General features: G+C 44.1%; 13 protein-coding genes. 9 read left to right on the top strand and 4 right to left on the bottom strand.

Annotation, left to right across the window (positions count from 1 at the left end; all coding sequences use genetic code 11):
• Nucleotides 1-6: 6 nt before the first annotated feature.
• From Y697_RS02080 to Y697_RS02040, 9 genes are all read left to right on the top strand, one after another.
• On the top strand, nt 7-4,734 hold the full coding sequence (locus tag Y697_RS02080) for an SLBB domain-containing protein (protein WP_121550047.1): 4,728 nt from the start codon (nt 7-9) through the stop codon (nt 4,732-4,734).
• Nucleotides 4,735-4,746: 12 nt separating this feature from the next.
• The gene (locus tag Y697_RS02075; protein ID WP_121550046.1) at nt 4,747-5,409 is read left to right on the top strand and encodes a CpsB/CapC family capsule biosynthesis tyrosine phosphatase; all 663 of its coding nucleotides are present in this window, start codon (nt 4,747-4,749) and stop codon (nt 5,407-5,409) included.
• A 14-nt stretch (nt 5,410-5,423) separates the two neighbouring features.
• Nucleotides 5,424-7,634, top strand: coding sequence for a polysaccharide biosynthesis tyrosine autokinase (locus tag Y697_RS02070; RefSeq protein ID WP_121550045.1), 2,211 nt, complete (start codon nt 5,424-5,426; stop codon nt 7,632-7,634).
• Nucleotides 7,635-7,743: 109 nt separating this feature from the next.
• Nucleotides 7,744-10,518 carry an O-antigen ligase gene (locus Y697_RS02065; RefSeq protein ID WP_121550044.1) on the top strand — a complete coding sequence of 925 codons (2,775 nt, stop codon included), beginning with the start codon at nt 7,744-7,746 and terminating at the stop codon, nt 10,516-10,518.
• Nucleotides 10,519-10,578: 60 nt separating this feature from the next.
• Complete coding sequence (gene metG / locus Y697_RS02060) at nt 10,579-12,486, top strand: methionine--tRNA ligase (protein ID WP_121550043.1); 1,908 nt, start codon at nt 10,579-10,581, stop codon at nt 12,484-12,486.
• Nucleotides 12,487-12,508: 22 nt separating this feature from the next.
• On the top strand, nt 12,509-14,935 hold the full coding sequence (gene gyrA / locus Y697_RS02055) for a DNA gyrase subunit A (RefSeq protein WP_121550042.1): 2,427 nt from the start codon (nt 12,509-12,511) through the stop codon (nt 14,933-14,935).
• Nucleotides 14,936-14,966: 31 nt separating this feature from the next.
• Nucleotides 14,967-15,593, top strand: coding sequence for a transcriptional repressor LexA (gene lexA / locus Y697_RS02050; protein ID WP_121550041.1), 627 nt, complete (start codon nt 14,967-14,969; stop codon nt 15,591-15,593).
• 23 nt (nt 15,594-15,616) lie between these two features.
• Nucleotides 15,617-16,078 (top strand): ribose 5-phosphate isomerase B, encoded by a 462-nt coding sequence (rpiB, locus tag Y697_RS02045; RefSeq protein ID WP_121550040.1) that lies wholly within the window; start codon nt 15,617-15,619, stop codon nt 16,076-16,078.
• A 38-nt stretch (nt 16,079-16,116) separates the two neighbouring features.
• Nucleotides 16,117-17,037, top strand: coding sequence for a histone deacetylase family protein (locus tag Y697_RS02040; RefSeq protein WP_259462264.1), 921 nt, complete (start codon nt 16,117-16,119; stop codon nt 17,035-17,037).
• Nucleotides 17,038-17,081: 44 nt separating this feature from the next.
• Here the strand turns inward: Y697_RS02040 and Y697_RS02035 are convergent, their stop codons facing one another.
• Genes Y697_RS02035 through Y697_RS02020 form a run of 4 tightly spaced genes read right to left on the bottom strand, consistent with a single transcriptional unit; the run spans nt 17,082 to nt 21,158 of the window.
• Nucleotides 17,082-19,553: a POTRA domain-containing protein gene (locus Y697_RS02035; RefSeq protein ID WP_121550038.1), complete on the bottom strand. Its 2,472-nt coding sequence runs from the start codon at nt 19,551-19,553 to the stop codon at nt 17,082-17,084.
• Nucleotides 19,543-20,106: an ATP-binding protein gene (locus Y697_RS02030; RefSeq protein WP_121550037.1), complete on the bottom strand. Its 564-nt coding sequence runs from the start codon at nt 20,104-20,106 to the stop codon at nt 19,543-19,545. The genes Y697_RS02035 and Y697_RS02030 overlap by 11 nt, the downstream gene beginning before the upstream one ends.
• On the bottom strand, nt 20,097-20,816 hold the full coding sequence (locus tag Y697_RS02025) for a PHP domain-containing protein (RefSeq protein ID WP_121550036.1): 720 nt from the start codon (nt 20,814-20,816) through the stop codon (nt 20,097-20,099). The genes Y697_RS02030 and Y697_RS02025 overlap by 10 nt, the downstream gene beginning before the upstream one ends.
• Nucleotides 20,817-20,822: 6 nt before the next feature.
• Complete coding sequence (locus tag Y697_RS02020) at nt 20,823-21,158, bottom strand: iron-sulfur binding hydrogenase (RefSeq protein WP_121550035.1); 336 nt, start codon at nt 21,156-21,158, stop codon at nt 20,823-20,825.

Genomic DNA, 21,158 nt, shown 5'->3' with positions numbered 1-21,158 from the left:
AGTCATATGCGTGTGAGAATTATCTCACTTTCGGTCCTGTTATTGCTTACGGTCTTTCTGTTTGGATACTCGGTTAGACCGGGCGACCTCTTGACAGTTTCTGTCTATGGTTCCGCTGATCTTTCCAGCGAAGCCCTCGTGGGGCCAGACGGTACTGCTTCTGTGCGTCCGCTTGGGAATGTAATGTTACTTGGAAAAACTCTTGAAGAAATCCAGTCGTTGTTGTCATCCCAGTTTCTCAGCCAGGGCATATTGACATCAAAACCGCAAGTAACAGTATCAGTAAAATCGTTTGCTCCTTTCATGTTCTATGTTCTTGGTGAAGTAAGCAAACCTGGAGCCATAGAATGGCATGATACTACAATTGGGATTTCTCAACTCCTGGCACTTGCCGGTGGCCTAAGAGATGGTGCGGATCTTTCTTCTTCATTTGTTGTGGGAAAGGATGGGTCTAGAAAGCAAATTGACCTGTCTTCGATTCTCTATGGGGGAGCGGCTCTTACAGAAAGACTACTTGAGGGTTCAACTCTATTCGTACCTGCCGGTGCGCGGGCGTGGATAATGACGATGGGTGAGTTTAGATCTCCTACTCTTGTGAAGTTCAATCCCGGAATTACTCTAACCCAGGTGATTGCTAAGTCAGGAGGATTGACAGAAGGAGCCGACAATGAAGAGATCCTATTAATCAGTGATGATATTGAAGGCAACACTACCACAATAAACCTGAACGCTATTCTCTCCGGAAGAGACAAAGACATCCAGTTGCCTGCAGGAAGTATCGTCATTGCAAATGATTCCTCCTCAAAATCCGTAAAACTTCTGGGCGAGTTCAACAATCCAGCATCAATTCCCTATCATGAGAAACTAACTCTATTGCAGGCGATTGGAAAGGTTGGCGGGCTAAGACAGACAGCTTCTGATGAACTGTATATTTTAAGGATTGGCCTTACAGTACCTGAATCAGTAGAAGTTAGTTCTCTCTTTAGTGGCTCAGTCGAAGACATTTCCCTGAATCCTGGCGATACGATATTCGTTCCTCGTCAACAGGAACGATTTGTGTACATCGCCTCTGCATCATTTGGAGGAAAAGTTGAGTTCAGTACAGACGAAAAACTCTCTCTTCTGAGCGCGCTGGTGAAGGTTGATCTTTACGATCCCACAAATCAAGATTCGATAGTTGTGGTAGAGCCTTCAGGAGAGCGATTAGAGTTCTCACAGAAAGAAGACGCTGAACTGGAGCCTGGATCGATGATAATATTACCTCGCGGAGAGAAGAACGTGTTCGTAACTGGCGAGGTCATGAATCCCGGTTCAATACCATTTGCTAACTTCGAAGAGATTACTCTTGGAAAGGCAATTGCCAAGTCCGGAGGAGTCACTCAGAGCGCAGGTATGGTCGAGTTAGTAACCGAGTCAGGGACTAGATTGTTCTCTGTTGAGGAATCGACGAAAAGCCCTCTGATTCTAAGTCCTCAGTCAATAGTTAACGTCAAGGAAAAGGAACAACGATACGTGTACGTTATCTCTTCAACAGAGGGCGGAAGAGTCGATTTTAGCGAGAAGGAGTCCTTCACTCTTAGGAACTTGCTGGCGAAAATTAATCTACTTAATCTCAGTTCAGACAAGGAAATTTCAATCATTGACGCATCAGGCGGGAGTCAACTTTTATCAATTTCCAGACTATCTTTTGACGACTATGGCCTTGAAACGGGTTCGATTGTAATAGTCCCCGATACCAGTACCTGGATATATGTGTTCGGAGAGGTGGGAAGACCTGGGAAAGTTGAGCTTGACAAAGATGACCTCTTGTTAACCCGCGCGATCAGTACAAGTGGAGGCTTCACGCAGAATGCCGATATTTCTTCTATACAGATTCTCTCAGGTTCTGATGCTACCGAAATTGATCTTGATGAAGTTCTAAGAGGTGCTTCCAAAGACCCTTCAATCAAATATGATGACTTGATCTACGTTCCCAGAATTGATAATAGGTTTGTTTATGTAATCTCGGAAGAGAGTGGTGGTAAGGTTGATTTTTCAGCAGGAGAGAGTATCACTTTGAGAAATGCTCTTGCAAAACTGAATCTTGTGGAGATTTCATCAGAAAAAGAAATTCTGGTAATTTCGCCAGAAGGTGACAAGTTTGAGATTCCGGTAAGTTCTCTTGGACAATCCGATTGGAAGCTGGAAACCGGAAGTGTGATCTTCTATCCTCAGGCAAGCAATGTGGCAAATGTGCTTGGCCAGGTGCGAAGTCCCGGTACGGTCACCCTGAAGCCGGTCATTCCTTTCAATCTTTCGACAGTAATTGCCGCCGCAGGCGGCATTACCGATCTGGCCGACAGATACAATATTGCAGTAATTGACTCTAAGTCTGCTTCAACAGTCACTTATTCAGTAGAAGATCTTTCGCGTGATCCTATTCCCAGCATCCCAGACGGCGCCACCGTCTTTGTTCCTGAAATGGCTTCGAAATATGTCTACATTCTAGGCGGAGTGAGAGAACCGGGAATGAAGCTGATAAGTCGCGAAGAGTCAAACCCAACGTTAACTAAACTCATTGCCATATCGGGCGGTTTGACTGACCCTCTAACTGCGGAGATCGAAATTGTCGATGTGAGTGGGAGAAGAAGGCTTGATCTTCAGGAAATACTTAGAGGCTCAATTCAAGACCCGCAGATAGCGAGCGGCTCGTTAATATATGTTCCTGAGACTTACGGTAGATTTGTCTATGTAATCTCTAGAGAGAAAGGCGGAAGAGTCGATTTTGCAAGTAACGAAGAGATTACATTGAGAACAGCTCTCGCAAAACAGAATCAGCTCGACTTTGATTCAAGTGGTAGGGTCACTGTAATCCTTCCGGATGGATCAAAGAGGGAACGGCAAATTTCGGATCTCAAAGACAACGATATGATCCTGTCGCCAGGATCGATAGTTGTCTATCCAGATGTAGTACGCCAGGTCTTTGTGGTCGGTGCCGTAAATAATCCAGGGTTGGTGCAGTTTGAACCTGGAGACAAAATCACTCTGACAACTCTCCTTGCTCGCGCGGGAGGAATGACCCCACTGGCTCTAGGCAACAAGATTCAAATTACTGATCCCTTTGGAAGAACAACCACAGCGAGCGTTGACCCAATACTCCTTGGAAAGGCACTGGATTTGAGCCTGGAGGATGGTTCTTTCGTTTATGTCCCGATATATGAACCAGTTAGAGTAAGTGTAATTGGAGAGGTTAAGAACCCGGGTATGGTCGAATTTGCTAAAAATGAATCTCCAACAGTGCTACTGGCGATTTCAAAGGCCGGTGGACTAACTGAGAGAGCTGCAACCAACATCAAAATTAGTGATCATGACAGGGAGATTTTTTGGCTTGATCTTGTCGAAGGAAACGATGTGCCGTTGGCCGGTGGTCAAACTGTTTACGTAGCTGGAGATGATCGGTTCATATATGTCAGCGGTGAGGTTAACTCACCGGGCAAATACGAATTTGCATTGGAAGAGGAAATAACGATTCTGAGGATACTGGCAAGAGCCGGGGGAGAAAAGGCCTCTGCTGCTGATCAAATAAGGATTTTGCTGCCATCTGGAGAGATCCTCCCAATGAGTCTTTCTCAGATCAAGAACGAAGGAAAGGATGCCTCTATTGAGGCTGGCAGCACAGTTTTAGTGCCAAAGCAGGTAATTCGAATTACTGTTCTAGGTGCAGTTAACAGCCCCGGCCTGTACACTTTCAATCCCGATGAGAGTCATTCTCTATCTGACACACTGGCGAGGGCCGGAGGCCTCATAGATGAGAACATCGTTGACAAGATAGCAGTTCAGGATGGGAAGTTCTATAACGAATTCACTACATCTGTCCTGCAGAAGCGTGGAGATTCGCTTTCAGACAACTCGTTTGTCTATGTATCAAGCAAATCATCCATTTCTGTTACGATCCTCGGAGAAATCGCAAGGCCCGGAAAGTACGAAATCGATGGTGCCAGGCCTTCTATAGCGACGGTAATTGCAGTAGCGGGAGGACTTGATCAATCAGTGACTACGTTAAGCCTTGTAGGAAGTGACGGAAGAGTCCAGCTAATCGATGCGCGCAAAACTGAGGAGTTGGCCAGAAGCCACCTGGCAGATGAGGATACTATAGTTGCACTGAAGAACTATGAGTCTTTCGTCACAGTAATTGGTGACGTGAAGTCGCCGGGAGTGTTTTCGGTCTCGGAATATGGAGATCTATCACTTGCCGAACTTCTAAGCCTTGCTGGCGGTCTATCCAACTTTGAAACGAGAGGACGAATATTCATTTCTTCGGAAGGAAAAACCGAAGAGATATCCACTACACCAGAGGACTTCATCTCACTTACTAGAAAGGTCGTTTCTCCTGGATCAACTATCTACGTACCTTATTCTGAACCGGCCAGAGTGTACGTTTTCGGTGAAGTACAGAGACCTGGAGTAGTAAGATTCTATGAAGGCATGACTGCAATTGAAGCGGTAATCGAGGCCGGCGGTCCGACCAGTTATGCCGTACTCGGTAATGCGCTGCTATTCCAGAATCTTGAAGAGCAACCGCTTGTTCTTGACCTCGATCAGCAGAAGGGGAAGCCTGCAAAGGGCAGTGTTCCACTTTTGCCAGGCAACATCATATTCGTTCCTCAATCGTCGATCGTCAATATAAAAGATATAATGTCGATTGTTGCTTCATCCCTCAGCATAGTGAATTCTGCTGTCGGCATTTTCAAGTGAGGTTGAACTGTATTGAACATTGATTCTCATTGTCATCTGCTTCCGGCAGTAGATGACGGTGTTGAAAGTATTCAGGAGTCAATTACGCTCCTGGAAGAGATGAAAGTAAAAGGAGTCGAGAGATTATACTTGACACCACATTTCTTGTCTCCAAGGAGTCCAACAAGCACATCGGAGATCATGAAAAGGTGGAATGAATTTGAGTCTGAATTGAACGGTCATTCAGTCGAGGTATTGCTTGGCTCTGAGATATTTCTAAGGCCCGAGGTTCTTGAACGCAACCTGATTTCTATGGGTGAGTCCGATATTATTTTGGTTGAGCTTCCAACTCAGCAAAAACCTCATTACCTTTTCGAAGTGATAGAGAAGCTTCAAGCAAAAGGTTTCAGGGTTTTGCTCGCTCACGTGGAAAGGTATGATTACTTCTTCAAGAAAAGTGGATTCCTCTTTGGAAAAACGAAGCTTACAGGGGATATCTCGCGGCTTAGGGACATGGGAGTTCTATTTCAGGTAAACTGGAACAGTCTTGATAGAGATCCAAAAGCCAAAGCTCTTATTGAAGAGAGAACTGCCGACGTCACCGGAAGCGACAAGCACAGAATAAACGACGGAAGACTGCTCATAGATTTCGGCGATGATCGATACGAACTTTTTCTGAATGACTATTATCTATAGATGGAGGTGCTTTCGTGAGCGAGTTCGAGGGTAGCGATTATAGGGAACTAACTCTTGAAGACATTTTTAGAATGTTTAAGAAACGAATGATTCTTTTCGTTTCAATTGTACTGGCCGTGGTTGTTGTCACAGGAATTTACCTAATTTTCGCTACACCCATATATGAAGCCAGCGTCACCATCAAGGTTGATCCTACTTCTCAATCTTCAGTAGGTGATCTATTCAGTAGTTCACTTACAGGAAGTTCAGGATCAAACATCTCGACAGAAGTTGAACTGATCAAAAGCAGAACTAATATTGAAGAGATAATTGAAGTTTTGGGTTTGGTTGACAGGGTTTATTCAGAAGAAGCGAAGGCCCGGCTGCTATCTGAAGGATATTCGGACCGCGATCTTATAACCTCTCTCACGCGAAGCATTTCGTCGATGATAACCGTATCACCTGTTAAAGATACCAGGATTGTCAGAGTCTCCGTACAGAACAAAGAACCCATTCTTGCAAGGGACATCGCAAATACCCTGGCCGATGTTTACAACACTAAATTGGCAGAACTCTCAAAAAGAGACCTGACAAGGAAACGAGAATTCATTGAAGCACAGATTCCACTTCTAGAGAGCGATCTGAATGAGGCTACAGATAAAATTAAACAGTTTAAAGAGGAGACAGGTATCTATGTCCTGGACAAGCATGCCGACCAGCTCTTTCAGATGCTTAGCGGCTATGACAATCAGTACAATGAGCTTATGATATCTGCTGAGGAGAAAAAGGCCGAAATCGAAACTTATCAGAGTATGCTCGATGACTTCGATAGTGATGATTCGAAAAGCATAAAGGCACTTTGGGTGCAGACATCTGAGAGTTTTTCTGTCAATCCTGTGCTGACCAGTCTGAGGCAGAACCTCGCTACTCTTCAAGTTGAACTTGCTTCCTTGGAAGAACAGTATCCAAAAACCGACCCAAGAGTTAGATCGAAAATCACGGAGATTTCGAAGACTGAAAGCCTGATTGCAGAGCAAATTCAGAATGAGTTCATAGTCTCTGGGCAGGGTATGACGCTGAATCCCGCATACCAGCAGATAATAACAGGCGTCATCAGTTCAGAAGCCGGATTTCAAATCCTTCAAGCTTCGATTCAGGCGGTAGCTCTCCTGAGGGATCAATATCAGTCTGAACTGAGAAATCTACCCGCGAAAGAGCAACAGCTGCTCGATCTGGAGAGGCAAATAGCAGTGAAAGAGAGCCTGTACACTCTGCTTCTTGAGAGACTTGAAGAGGCGAAGATCAGTGAAGCTGCCGTAGTTGGAAACGCAGCTATTGTCGATCCCGCGACCGTGCCTCAGTCGCCCGTGAAACCTAACAAAAAGCTATCTCTGGCCATTGGAGGAGTTTTAGGGATTTTTCTTGGAATGCTAATGGTTTTTCTTGCCGAGTATCTCGACAAGACTCTCAAAACCGAAGAAGAAATCGAAAGATTCAGTAGGCAACCCATTATCGGTCGAATTCCAAACATTGAAGGCACAAGAGAAGAGATGTATGTCGAGAAAAACCCAACGGCACCTTCTTCAGAGTCGATAAAACTTGCAGCAAGCAACCTCTCCTTCACGATGGGCGAGGGAAAAACTGTGGCAGTTACATCGGTTCTACCTACTGAAGGAAAGAGTTTTGTAATTGCGAATATTGCCTATTCAATGGCAAACAGCGGTCAAAGAGTAGTTCTCCTGGACCTTGATCTGCGTCGCCCCAGGATCGAAAAGATACTTAAGGCAGGCAAGAGAAGCAAGGGCGCGGTAGATGTAATAATGGGAACTGCATCAATTGATGAAGTTGTCGAGAACTACGCTGAAAACATGGATTTCATAGGAGTGGGCAGCATTCCCCCGAATCCCACAATAGTCCTTTCGTCGAAAAAGATCGACACTTTCCTTTCTGAATTGAAGCAGAGATATGACAGGGTTTTGATAGATATGCCACCTGCCGTTGTCACTTCCGACGTATCTTTGGTTGGGAACAAGCTCGACGGAATTGTACTTGTGGTAAGACCCGGAAGAGCAATAAAGGATGGTTTGAGGATAGTCGTTGAGAACTTGAAGACAGTTGGGGTCAAGATTCTTGGGGTAATAGTCAATGGAGTTGATGAGAAGAACTCAAGCTATTACTACCACTACTATTACTATTACAATGAAGAAGGAAAGAAACAGAAAAGAAGAAAGCGCAAAGAGAAGTAATCAAAGGTATCAATAATACGGATAGTCTCGAATGATTTTGTTGAGAGAAGCTAACGCGATCAGCCGTACCATTTGAGAGCGGATGAAGTGGCTTAATGAGGTGGTCTAGATGACAGAGAAGAAACACCTGATAGATTTCGAAACCGTTGTTTATTTGATTTTGACCCTATTCATCCCTTTATTTGTGACCAAGGGATTTACGCATGAACCCTCAACAGGGAAGCATCTTTTCTACGTTGTAGGATTCGCAATTATCTTTCTTTCTATGGTGCTGAAAAAGAAAGAAATTCCCATCGAATTCGGATTCGTTCATCTAGCGTTTTTCGGGGTCGGAATCGCTGCTTTGCTCTCGCTTATTGTTGTTTCAATTGATAATCCCCAATATTTCAGGTATTCTCTAGAGATCGCTCTCTACATTGTCTTTCTCTCTTTCACAGCCCTTTACATTTCGAACAAATGGGACACGGTTGAGAAAATTGAGGTTGTAATGCTGTTCTTTGTTATAGGAGCAGCCGCAGTTGCCATAGATGCACTGCTCAACTTCTATCTGGGGTTCGATATCTTTCTAGGAAAAGTCGGAGAACCATTTGCAAGAGCCTCCGCAAGATCGACAATTGGAAATCCAAACTTCGTATCCGATTATATGGGGATGACCATCCCCATGATATTCTATTTCATAATTTCTAGAAAACCACTTGGCTTGCTCTTCAAGAAACCTGTTGGACAGTTGATTCTCAAGAGCGTCATGGTCATTTTTCTAGTTCCGATGGTCGGTTCTGTATTTGTTTCTCAGACTAGAACTGTCATAACAGCAATATTCTTCGGAAACCTTCTCTTCCTACTCCTCTATTTCTTCCTGAAGAGGGGAAAGAAACCCGAAGCGCTTGAAGATTCTGAAAGCAGGAAATTCAAAAGGCTTTCTCTGATCTTCCTTCTAATAGCTTTGATAATCATTGGAGTTTTATCGTACATGTACTTGACACCTTCTCCTCTGTCTGGAGATGGGAAAATCAATATAACGGCCAGGTTGGAATATGCACTGACTTCATCGGGATCGTGGAATGAGAGATTTTCGGCCTGGTACAACTCAATCTTCCAGTGGCTAGACGATAGCAACAAGTTGAGAATTCCCTTTGGCTCTGGAATCGGTACGTTCCAGCTCTACCATTTGCTGTACAGCCCTCAGGTGCTGGAACATAACCCCGACTACATGCTTGTCTGGAATAACTTCAAGAGGACTCATAATGATTACGTTCAGGGTTTGGGAGAGATGGGAATTTTCGGTCTCCTCTTCATTGTATTGATGGTGGGTCTGCTGGTATTCAGGTACCTCAAGAATTTGTTCAAAATCGACAACAAGAGGGATCTGTTGATTTATGGTTCCCTGGGAGCGGGGATATTTTCCCTGGCAGTTCACAGTTTTTTTGAGTTTCCTCTTCATATGCAGCCGAATCTCATGCTCGCAATTTTCCTGGGATCTGTTGCTGTAGGAAAGTACTTCAATCCAGATCTCAAGAAGAAAATTGCATCGAGGACTCTGACTGCAGTAATACTATTTACTCTGTCCGGTGGCTTGATCTTCCTCAAGACAACGGCCTTTCTTGGTGAAGGATTCTTCAGGACCGGGCAGACCAATCAACAGTATTATCTTGCTTACTTCAATCAGGCACAAAATCTTAATCTCAGTGCTCTCCAAAAAGCCAAGAGTGAAATTGCAAATTTCACTGGCAATTACTCATATCTGGCGGACGTTTCTAGTTATATGGATGTTAAGGGCACTGAAATCCGGTCAAAGTATCCGGGCGCAAATCAAATAGATCTTCTTGAGCAAGCCGAGAAAGAGCGTCAGAACGAGATTAGAAGATTGACTGATGAAATAGACAACCGTATCAACCAGTACAACTTCTACATTTCAAAATCGGCTGAATACTATGAGCAGGCTATTGCGGATTTCAAACTCTCAAATAGACTGTATCCCGTATTTGGTAAACCTCTTTGGTATATTGCCGGCCTGGGAACAAAGACACAACGACTTGAGACAGCAAGAGACAACCCGGAGCTCATGAAGGCCATTCTAACTGGAAAGGATGATTATACCTCTGACATAATACTTGAGTTCAAGGGAGATCCCGAAATAATTCCTGTTCACAGAACTAACATCAGAACTCTTCCATTCGGTGAGTTCTTCGAAAAGCATGCTTCGGTCTTCGACAATGCTGAGTTTGTATCGGGCTTACAGCTCTACTTTATAACACAGATTCAGATGATACTCGACGCTGCCGACTACTATGAGTCCTCAACAATATTATTCAGTGAGCGCCAGACCCCGAGGATTCTTGGACGACTCTACACTAGCATAAATAGCGAACTCAAAAAATACTACAACTTCGTGAATTCAAGAGAGAGCGTTATCAATGCGGCCTTCGGAGGGAGCGAAGAGTTTCGGCAGATTATTATTGATCTGGTATACGAAAGTAGCAATAGAGCTACGTACTGGTTTGATCTGGGAATTCATCTCCTTCCCGGCACCTGGAACAGATATCCAGATTGGGAAGACATTTATATCGAGTATTTGAATTCGATCCCCTCTATTCTTGACACAGTTGAAGAAAGGAAATTGAAGATCCTTTCTGTTGCAGAAAAACATGTATGGGCCTGTGAGAACATGGGACCGGCAACTCCAGACGAAACACTGCAATTCGCAGTACAGTGGGGCAGATCAAATCTCTCTGGAGAAGAATTAAGTAGCTTCGAGCAAAACCTGAAAGATGTTTTCGAAAGAGTGGTCAGTCTAAATAGGGATCTGATTGGGAAGACGCCCAATCTTCCGGAAAAAACCGTTGATCAGATACAAAGCTTAATCTCGCTCTTCGAAACGCTTTGAGTGATTTCTCCTGGTATACATTTAGCTAGGTAAATGATATAATACTTCTGGAGGTGTCCTGTGAAGAAGTTCTATGTTACCACGCCAATATACTACATAAATAGCGAGCCTCACATTGGCTCTGCCTATTCCACAATAGTTGCAGATGTGATCGCCAGATACAGGAGACTCTCCGGCTATGAAGTATTCTTCCTCACTGGCACCGATGAGCACGGTCAAAAGGTCTTAAATGAAGCTCTAACGAGAAATATCAACGCTCAAGAATATTGCGATATAATGGCCGAGAAATTCAGAAAGCTATGGAAAGAGCTTGAATTGACGAACGATGGGTTCGTGAGAACTACTGATGAGAATCACATGAGAACCGTGCAGGAATTCGTTTCACGACTAAAGGAAAACGGTGATATATATAAGGGAAGATACGAAGGGTGGTACTGCATACCAGATGAAACTTTCTGGAATGAGGAAGATCTGAAGGAAGGGAAGACTTGCCCAGAATGCGGCCGCGAAGTGAAATGGGTGAGTGAAGAGAACTACTTTTTTAGACTTTCGAAGTACAATGATCCTCTTCTCAAACTCTACAAAGAGAACCCAGAGTTTGTCCAACCGGATTTTAGAAAGAATGAAATGCTGAGAATTCTTGAATCCGGACTGAAGGATTTAAGTATAACGAGAACGTCTTTCAATTGGGGAGTACCGATGCCCGATGATCCAGAACACGTAATCTATGTTTGGGTAGACGCCCTCATTAATTACCTCAGTGCCATCGGTTTTCCTAATGACAACGAGACTTTCGAGCGATTTTGGCCTGCAGATGTACATCTCATTGGAAAAGAGATCAATCGTTTCCACTCTATTATTTGGCCCGCAATGCTTATCTCTGCGGGGATACCTCTGCCAAAACAGATTTATGCGCACGGATGGTTGACGGTAAACGGTCAGAAGATTTCCAAATCGCTTGGTAATGCTATCAGTCCAATGGCTTTTGTAAATATTTATGGAAACGACTCTTTGAGATATTACCTGTTGCGGGATATCCAGTTCGGTAGAGATGGCGACTTTTCTGAGGACAATCTAATAGGAAGGATCAATGCCGATCTTGCAAACGATCTGGGAAATCTTCTACATCGGACAATTGTTATGATTCAGAAGTTCAACAAGGGTCTTGTACCTGAAATGGGCATCGAAGATCCAGTAGATGATACTCTTAGAGAGCTTGCTGAACGCACATTCTCAACTTATCGGGAGTCAATGGATCAGCTGAAGTTTACTCAGGCTCTTGAAGGAATTTGGGAACTCATTCGATTTGGCAACAAATATATCGACTTGACTGAACCATGGAAGCTGGGAAAGAATCTTGAGAGTAAAGAACGGCTGAACTCTGTTTTGCACAATCTGGTTCGTGTCCTGAAAAACGTTTCGCTAATGATAGAGCCCGTGATGTTCAAAACGGCTGGCGAGATCAGGAAGAGACTGGCCCTTGATGAGAAAATGACTTTCAAAGATCTCAATTGGGCAGCCTTGCCTGCATGTAATGAAGTCCGTCACGGCGAGCCGATCTTTCCAAGAATCGATACTGAAAAACACAGGAAGGTGACAGAAGTGGAGAACGAAGACATGCTGGCAGAAGCTAAGGATAATCTTTTGATAAGCATAGACGATTTCTCAAAGGTTGAGCTAAGAGTGGCTAGTGTTATTGAAGCAGAGATTGTTCCTAAGTCAAGAAAGCTCATGAGATTGCAGCTTGATTTGGGAGAATTCGGAAGGCGACAGGTAGTTGCTGGTATTGCTCAGTTCTACAGTGCAGATGAGCTAATTGGTATGAAAATAGTTGTCGTTGCAAATCTGCAGCCTGCAAAGTTAATGGGAATAGAGTCGAACGGGATGATTCTAGCTGCAAAGATTGGAGACTCGCTTTCGTTACTGACTGTACATAAGGATCTGCTTCCCGGCGCAAAAGTTTCTTAACGATTAGAGGAGGATAACGTCTTTGCCTGAAGAGATAATTCATAAGAACATCGACGATGAACTGATTAATTCATATATGCTCTATTCAATGAGCGTAATTGTAGGTAGAGCTATTCCTGACTTGCGTGACGGTTTGAAGCCCGTGCAAAGAAGAATACTCTTCGGAATGTCGGAACTTGGTCTTCGCCATAACCAAGGCTTCAAGAAGAGCGCGCGTATCGTTGGAGAGGTCATGGGAAAGTTCCATCCACACGGTGACGCCGCTATATACGATGCCCTTGTCAGAATGGCTCAATCTTTCTCGATGCGTTATCCCCTTGTTGAGGGACAGGGCAACTTTGGGTCAATCGACAGAGATCCACCAGCTGCAATGCGATACACCGAAGCAAGGATGCAATCCTTGTCTGAAGAACTTCTTCAGGATATCGATAAGAACACAGTCCCAATGCTGCCCAACTTTGATGGGTCTCTTTCTGAACCAGATGTGCTTCCAACTAAGATTCCCAATCTACTTCTCAATGGTACTTCTGGAATCGCTGTCGGAATGATGACTAGCATTCCTCCGCACAATCTAATCGAGATTGTAGAAGCCGTAAATCTGCTAATTAGTGACCCTGAATGTACGGTTTCCGACCTTCTAAAATACGTTAAAGGACCTGATTTTCCGACTGGCGGCATGATAATGGATGCAGGATCGATTCCATCGATTTATCAGGAAGGAAAGGGCCGCATGACTGTCAGGGCAATTGCAGAGATTGAGGAGTCGGCGGGAAGTTCTCAAATTGTTGTTCATGAGATACCTTACAATACATCGAAAGCAGATCTCATACAACAAATCGTTAATGCCACTCAGAACCATCGCGATCTCCAGATAAGGAATATTAGGGATGAATCCGATCAAAAGGGACTCAGAGTAGTAATAGAGTTGAAACGAGGAGCCGACCCGAATGTTGTTCTTAATCTCCTGTTCAAGCACACCCAACTGCAGACGACATTCAGCGTGAACATGCTGGTTATCGACGAGAAGAAGCGCCCAAGAGTACTGAATCTCAAGCAAATTCTTCAGGGCTTTCTTTCTCACCGGTTCAATGTAATTAGAGCCAAGACTGAATACGACCTTGAGCAGGCATCAAGAAGAGCGCACATTGTTGAGGGTTTGACTAAGGCTACAAGATCCATCGATACAGTTGTTGACATTATTCGCAATTCGGCAAATGCTGAGGAAGCTTCAAAAAACCTAATGGAGACTCTTGAAGTAACCCAGGAGCAAAGTTCCGCAATTCTTGACATGAGAATGGGAAAACTGACAGGAATGGAAATTGAGAAGCTTCTCAATGAATACAGAGATTTAGTCGCTAAAATCAACGAATACAGATTGATTCTCGCGAGTGATGAGAAGGTTTACGAGATTATTCAGAAAGAACTCGGTGAGATAAAAGAAAAGTATGGTGATGCAAGGCGAACCAAAATTGATCTAGGAAACGGAACGGATTTCAACATAGAAGATGTGATCCCCGATGAAGAAATCGTTCTCATGGTAACGAAGAAGGGCTACATAAAGTCAACTCCTCTCGAAAGTTACAGGAAGCAAGGCAGAGGCGGTAAGGGTGTCATTGGAGTACGAACAGGTGAAGAGGATTTTGTCGTCAATATACTGACGACTACGAGGCTTAGCAAAACTGTTATCATAACTTCGAAGGGCAAAGCATACGTGCTGAGCAATCACATAATTGATCACTCTTCAAGGGACTCAAAGGGAAAGCTCCTTGCAAATTACATAAAGATCGACCCCGACGAAAACGTTCAGGCCGTTCTTTCAACAAGAAGGGAAGAGGTTAAAGGAAAGCATCTCGTCATTACAACCCGTTCCGGCAAGATAAAGAAGACTGAGTTTGAGGCCTTCCTTAATGTCCGTGTGTCCGGAATCAAGGCTATCAGCTTGAACGAAAGCGACAGAGTTATTGATGCGTCGCTTACAACAAAAGAGAATGACACAATTATTATCTCTACGAAAAATGGTATGGTGATTAGATTCTCTCTCGAACAGGTACGTTCGATGGGCAGGAGCGCCGCGGGCGTGATGGGAATCAGGCTGAAGAAGAACGATGAAGTCGTCGGAGCTAACATCGTAGCGGCCGAAGATGAGAGATTTCTTCTCACTGCGACTCAGAAAGGCGGCGGCAAGAGAACCCGCATTTCAGAATACAGATGTCAGAACCGGGGCGGCTTGGGAGTGAAGAATATTTATGGGCTGGAGAAGATTGGTCAAGTTATTGGAACTCTTGTGGTTAATGGCGATGATGGAGTGATACTTGCTACCAAGTCAGGGATGTCAATAAGAATCCCCATTTCCCAGGTTAGACCCACTGGAAGAGTGACCAAGGGAGTCAGGATAGTGGATCTAAAAGAAAACGATATCGTTGCGACGATGGCTGTAGTAGTTGACTGAGATCCCGGCCGAGAATAGGGGGTGTCATGAATTGACGCTGACGGAGAAACAGAAGAAGATTCTGGAGTACATCGAGAACTTCATTAAGCTTTATGGTTACCCGCCAAGCATCAGAGACATCTGTAGAGATTTTGACATTTCTTCTCCTCGGGGAGTGGCAAAACATCTCGAGTCTCTGGAGAAGAAGGGCTACATCGAAAGAACAGGTGTCTCTCGTGGAATAAGAGTCTTAAAAAGCCCAGACGGTTCTTCACTGACACCTGGCGAAGATGTGGTCATGCTCCCTGTCATCGGCAATGTTGCAGCGGGCGAAGCAGTACAGGCTGTTCAAACAGAAGAAGAGAAGATCCCAGTTCCTCTTTGGATGATTAGAAGAGGATTTGAGTACTATATGTTGAGAGTCACCGGCAACAGTATGATTGATTCCCATATAGTAAATGGCGACTTCGTGATTATAAGAAAACAGGAGTGGGCGAATAATGGCGACATTGTGGTGGCTTTAATAGATGATGAGTACGCTACTCTCAAGAAGTATGAAAACGAAGGACCAAAGATTCGACTTGTGCCTTCAAATCCGGAGATGCTTCCTATCGTCGTAGAAGCAAATAGAGTGAAGATACAGGGCCGGCTTTCCGGAGTCCTCCGCTGGTACAAGTAATTTGAAAAATTAGGAGTCATAAGATGAAGATTGCGATTGGTTCTGATCACGCTGCATATGAGCTGAAATCCTATCTCGTTAGATACATAGAGAAAAAGGGTCACACAGTATATGATCTTGGTCCGGAATCGGGCACCTATTCGGTGGACTATCCTGACTTTTCTCAGAAGGTATGTGGATCAGTAACGAATGGGGAAGCAGATTTTGGCGTTTTGCTTTGTGGAACTGGAATTGGGATGTCGATTGCGGCAAACAAGCACAGAGGCATTCGGGCAGCTCTATGCTTTTTCCCCGAGATGGCAGCGCTTGCCAGAAGACACAACCACGCTAACGTTCTTGTTCTCGGAGGCAGACTGATTGGCAGCGAACTGGCAAGTTGGATTGTTGATGCTTTTCTCAGCTCGTCAGAAGAAGGCGGCCGTCACCAGAAAAGAGTTGATAAACTTGAAATTAAGGTCGATGAGAATCGGGTGACAGACAGTTGATGGTTTTTTACGATAGAAGACATCTCTTTCATCTGCCAATGAAAGAGCTTGAAGATGGGATTTGGATTGAAAATCCAGACAAACCGGAGAGAATTGAGGCAATTCGGAGTGCTCTGGAATCGTCTGGATTCCAGATTAAGGAACCGCGTGACTACCATTGTTCTCATGTATACCAGGTTCATACACCTGAATATGTAGAATGGTTAAAAGAAAAGAGTCTATCTGTATCAAAAGACAGAGAATACTTTCCAGAGGTTTTTGGGTATGATAAGCTTTTTGACACAGGTACCCCAGTCACTTCGGGCTGCTATCTTGGAGCCCTAGCATCCGTCTCCACAGCCCTGAATGCTGTAGATTCTATTCTTGAAAGCGAAAGTGTATCCTATGCGCTATGCAGACCGCCTGGACATCATGCTGGAATATCGACTGGCGGAGGTTATTGCTACTTCAACAACGCGGCAATTGCTGCCAGGTATTACCAGAAGCACACGAGGGGTTTTGTTGCGATTCTGGATGTTGATTTTCATCATGGCAATGGTACCCAGGAGATTTTTTATTATGACGACACAGTCTTCTATGTTTCAATCCATGGTGATCCAAAGATATTTTATCCGTGGATAAGCGGTAATCCATGGGAGATAGGTTCAGATTCTGGAGAAGGGTTTAACATGAATTTTCCGCTTGCCGGCGGGACAGAAGGTCCTGAATACATGCGCACACTTTCAAAGGCTCTTCAGGAGATAGATGACTTTGCTCCAGACTTGCTCATTATTTCCTTGGGAATTGACGGCCACAAGAACGACGGCATTGGCCACTTCAATTTGAATGATGAAGACTTCTCAATGATGGGAAGGCTCATCGGTGAAATTGATGTTCAGAAACTGATAGTTCAGGAAGGCGGGTATAATCCAGTTGCCAACTCGTCCTCTGTTCTGAACTTCCTTCACACAATAAGATGATGGTATAGAAAAAAGCGCGGCAGACGCCGCGCTTTTTTGTTCTATCAGAAGGCAGGTCCGAAACCAAAGAAGGGTGTTCCATAATAGGGCTTCCCAGTCGTCGAACTTTGATCAGCCAGATAAGTATTATATCCATAACCCAGTCTGACTAGTCCAATCATAGGTATTGAGATATCCAAACAGAGACCGAAGTCTGCAAGGAAGTTACCTCCAATAACATCTCCACCAGAGGTATTGCGATAGAAAAGCAGATCGCCAAACCCTACAACGTCTACTGGTATTGATGAAGCTTCAGGCGTAAGCGGATATCTTAACTGCGCAGAACCGACGGTTACCCCGTACGCGTTTTGACCTATACTCTGTGAACCTCTTACCCTAATGAATGTGTCGGGGCTCAACAAATAGCTCCTGAAGACCCCCTGAGGAGAAAGAGGGAATAACTGCTGAGTTCTTATTCTGAATCCGAGAACTGGATCTCCTATAGACATGAAGTTCCTATATTCTACGTAACCTGATACAAATAACTTGTTTTCCTTTCCAAATATCCCTCTGACGTTCAACCCTGCAAGGTACTCGCTTCCCATCGTCGGCCTCATAAGATCATCACGAGTCGTAAGTTCGTAGCTCAAACCGGTGAAGAGACCGTCAAAACTTTCGGATAGTCTGCCTGTCTCTGTTCCGGTTGATGCCTTGGTCGCTGTGGAAACCTGACTCTCGGACATCAAGTATTCATAGCCGGCAGTGAATCCAACTTTCTGTCCTGGCGAGATATTGTAGATAGGAGTCAAGGAAAACATGAACTCAGTTTCCTGCGATGACTTTTCAACCAGGGTATCCGTTGAATCGACAGTCGTATTAAATCCGGTAAATTTTAGTTTGAAGGCTGTATCAAGATCAAGACGAGAGCCAGCGATTTTCGGTATTGAATAACCGATCGTAGCATCAAAGGCAGGTCTTCTAGTAGTTGTTTCAGTGGCACCGTTAGTGATAACTATTTCCTTATTATTAGGCATGGGAAGCGTAACGCTGAGAGTAGTTGAAATGTTCTGACCGTAACCCCAAACATTGAGAAGGCCGAGGTCCAGATAGAGATTCAGTCCATTCTGCCAGCCTCCGCCGCCGCCAATTTTGTTATTCTTATCGGTTTCCCTGAGCGTGATATTGACGTCGAGAGCATCCGTACCGACAGGTACGGGAACGATGTCCACTTTGGAAAAATAGCCTGTGTTGTTCAAGAACGCATAGGTGTTTCTAAGTTCATCTAAGGACAAGACCTTGTTCTTTCCTATAACTATCTTCTCACTAATCAGATAGTCCTGTGTCTTCTTTGGACCATCAAACTCGACCGTGACATCTCTGACTAGCGGCTCCGTAATCTTGAGACTGAAGAAACCTATCTTCTCATCGATTGCTGGCTCGATTCTCATGAAGGGATACCCACTGTCGCTGTACAAATCCTGAACAGCCTGGATAGCCTTCGTTGCGACTTCGTTGTCAACCTTTTGACCTTCGATAAGCCCGGTCTCCCGAAGGATTTCGCCTTTTTGGAGATTGACGTTTCCTTCAACAAAAACGCTCCTAAGACTGAAATCAGACTTCACATATTCTACAGGTGTAAAGGTTATGCTCATCGATAACGCGCTGCTTTCCTTCACCTCTTCAGGAAGGGTTACCTGCCTCACGCTTTTCAAAGCATTGTTCAACGTCACGATCATTGCTTGGTAAGTAAAGTCGTCAAGTCCCCAATGGCCATTTCGATTAGCGTAGTAAGTACTGTAAATTGTCTGAACAACTGTGTTTATGTCTTCTATCTTGGGGACGTACTTTTTCTTTGAATTAATCCACCTTATAAGAATCGAGGTATCGTAATATTTCTTCAAGTAATTTATCTGCAGCTTACTAGCGAGATAGGATTTTGCGTCATCGGAAATAGGTGCATCTATCGTAATTTCCCAGAGGAAGGAGACTTTGACTTTGAAGGTTACCTTCACCCTGTCAGAAATGTTGCCGGAAAAGATGTCTGATCTGCTCTTATCTGTTTCCCAATCTACTTTGACAAACGGTTCTATGTAACCGTTTCCGCTTAATTCAGCCTCAATGGCTTCCAAAGTGAGCGGAATGTCATACATAAGTCTGGAGGGATTCATAGGCTTGCCACTTTTAATAACTGAAACAGACTCCAGAACAGATTCTTCAACGACTTTTGGTCCATCGAACGCAACTACAACATCCACCACGGGATACTCTTTAACCTGTATTGATAAAAGGTTAGAGGATTCATCAAAGGAGTAGTAGACGTCGGAAAAATAGCCACTGCTCTTTACTCTTTCCAATGCATCTCTGATTTCGGAATCGCTGATCTCTTTACCACGTTGAATGTTCAACATCCCAAGAACCTCATTATCTGAGATCACTCTGTTGTCAAGAATTGTGATTCTTGTGGGAATCATAGTTGCTGCAGCAAAAGCAGAGGTCAGAACCAATGCAATAATTACAAACAGTCTTCTAGTAGACATTCGATAAACCTCCCAGTGATATTTCTGCCTCTTGAAGAATTCCTAGAATCATCTTCATTTTGACTGGAAAAGTGAAACAGTCGTTCCCCAAAGCTTCTCGAAACTGAGATGAAGAGAATTTATATCCATCTTCATCGAGAACTCTCTCTACTGTCCAGTCTACATCATCATTCATAGTAATTACAGCAAATAGAGTCGAGGGAATATCTCCCACGGGCTGACAATCCACACTGGAGAGCAAGAAAGACGCGGTTATCTCCGTACCAGATCCCAGTTTTGAATCAATACTGAATCTTCCGCCAGTAGCCTCCGCTGCAAATTTCAGCATTGGGAGGCCAAGGCCGAATTTCACTTTCTTTCTCTTCTCTGTATAGAAGGGATCTAGGACAGCCTCAAGAGATTCAGAAGGAATTCCCTTCCCCCAATCAATTACTGAAAAAGAGAAGCAATTTCCTCTCTTCTCCTGGATTCTTAGTTTAGCCTTTTTCGCTCCGGAATCTATTGCATTTTGAGCAATGTCAAGTATATGATCGGATATTGTTCTTAGTCCCATATTATTTCTAACGCCCTTCCAAACGAAAAAATCGCCGCCCTAAACTCTTCAAAACTCCTTGTCTTCGCCGAAATGGACACAGTGGGTGTGATTACATTCAAACTGTGCGCATCACTTGAGTGAAGGATGTTTCTTGCCTCAAAACCTTCAACTAAAGTCCTTCTAAAAGAGATCTCCATCGGTACTTCTCTGTACTCCTCGGGAATAACTCCGAGCTGAGTTATAAGGCCCATCTTTCTGTCAATATGAGCCATAACTGATATACCCCCGTTATCATTAACAGCTTCTAGAGTTTCTGAAATGCTCAAAGTAGTTGGTTGGCCAAGCCAGAATTCTTCCACGCCGGTAAAGGAATCATCATCATCAACAAACAACTGATAACCGGATATTTCTGGATCCACAGAAACATGCGGAAGCCTTTCCCTTCTAATCCAGTCAGAAAAAGCCTCAACTAGCGAAACCTCTGGAAAATATGCCAAAACATGAACATCTTCAACTGTATGAACTTCTATACCAGGAATTAAAGACACTCCAGCTCTACTCAGAACTTTACTGAAAACCCTGACATTCCCGGCACTGTTGTGATCCGTAATTGAAACCCAATCGATCCCTTTCGATACGCATACTGAAGCTATCTCACGAGGGGTCATCGTGATATCTGCACAGGGAGAAAGGCAACTATGAATATGAAAATCACAAAGAAATGACAAATCGATTCAACCTTTCAAACCACTCTTCATTAGCTTCAAAGCAAGATTGAAGGTCGTTTCATCGCTTTCAAGAAGCACAACACCTGTCTCGTCGGCTTTGCTTATCGTAGCTTCCTCAAAATGCAGACCATTACAAAGAACTATCGCTCTAGCTCCAACAATTGTGGCTACAGCAAGTATGTTCAAATGAGACTGAACAGTTAACCAGATTGACTCTGATGGGGCGTTCCCCATTACGTCGCTAAGCAAATCTCCGATGTAAGCGTCTGATATGTCTGTCTCCAGAGGTAAGCTTGTGATCACTCTGAGTTCACATTTTTGAACTAGTTCGTTCAGCTTCAT

It is taken from the genome of Mesotoga sp. BH458_6_3_2_1, from assembly GCF_003664995.1.
Lineage (GTDB): Bacteria > Thermotogota > Thermotogae > Petrotogales > Kosmotogaceae > Mesotoga.
Note: the sequence above shows the minus strand (reverse complement) of the source record. Positions and strands in the feature narration are given on the sequence as shown.

Excerpts from the sequence above, each read along its gene's own strand:
- Y697_RS02040 (WP_259462264.1), top strand. The coding sequence starts at position 16,117 with ATGAAAGAGCTTGAAGATGGGATTTGGATTGAAAATCCAGACAAACCG.
- Y697_RS02035 (WP_121550038.1), bottom strand. The coding sequence starts at position 19,553 with ATGTCTACTAGAAGACTGTTTGTAATTATTGCATTGGTTCTGACCTCT.
- rpiB (WP_121550040.1), top strand. The coding sequence starts at position 15,617 with ATGAAGATTGCGATTGGTTCTGATCACGCTGCATATGAGCTGAAATCC.
- Y697_RS02030 (WP_121550037.1), bottom strand. The coding sequence starts at position 20,106 with ATGGGACTAAGAACAATATCCGATCATATACTTGACATTGCTCAAAAT.
- Y697_RS02080 (WP_121550047.1), top strand. The coding sequence starts at position 7 with ATGCGTGTGAGAATTATCTCACTTTCGGTCCTGTTATTGCTTACGGTC.
- Y697_RS02065 (WP_121550044.1), top strand. The coding sequence starts at position 7,744 with ATGACAGAGAAGAAACACCTGATAGATTTCGAAACCGTTGTTTATTTG.
- Y697_RS02020 (WP_121550035.1), bottom strand. The coding sequence starts at position 21,158 with ATGAAGCTGAACGAACTAGTTCAAAAATGTGAACTCAGAGTGATCACA.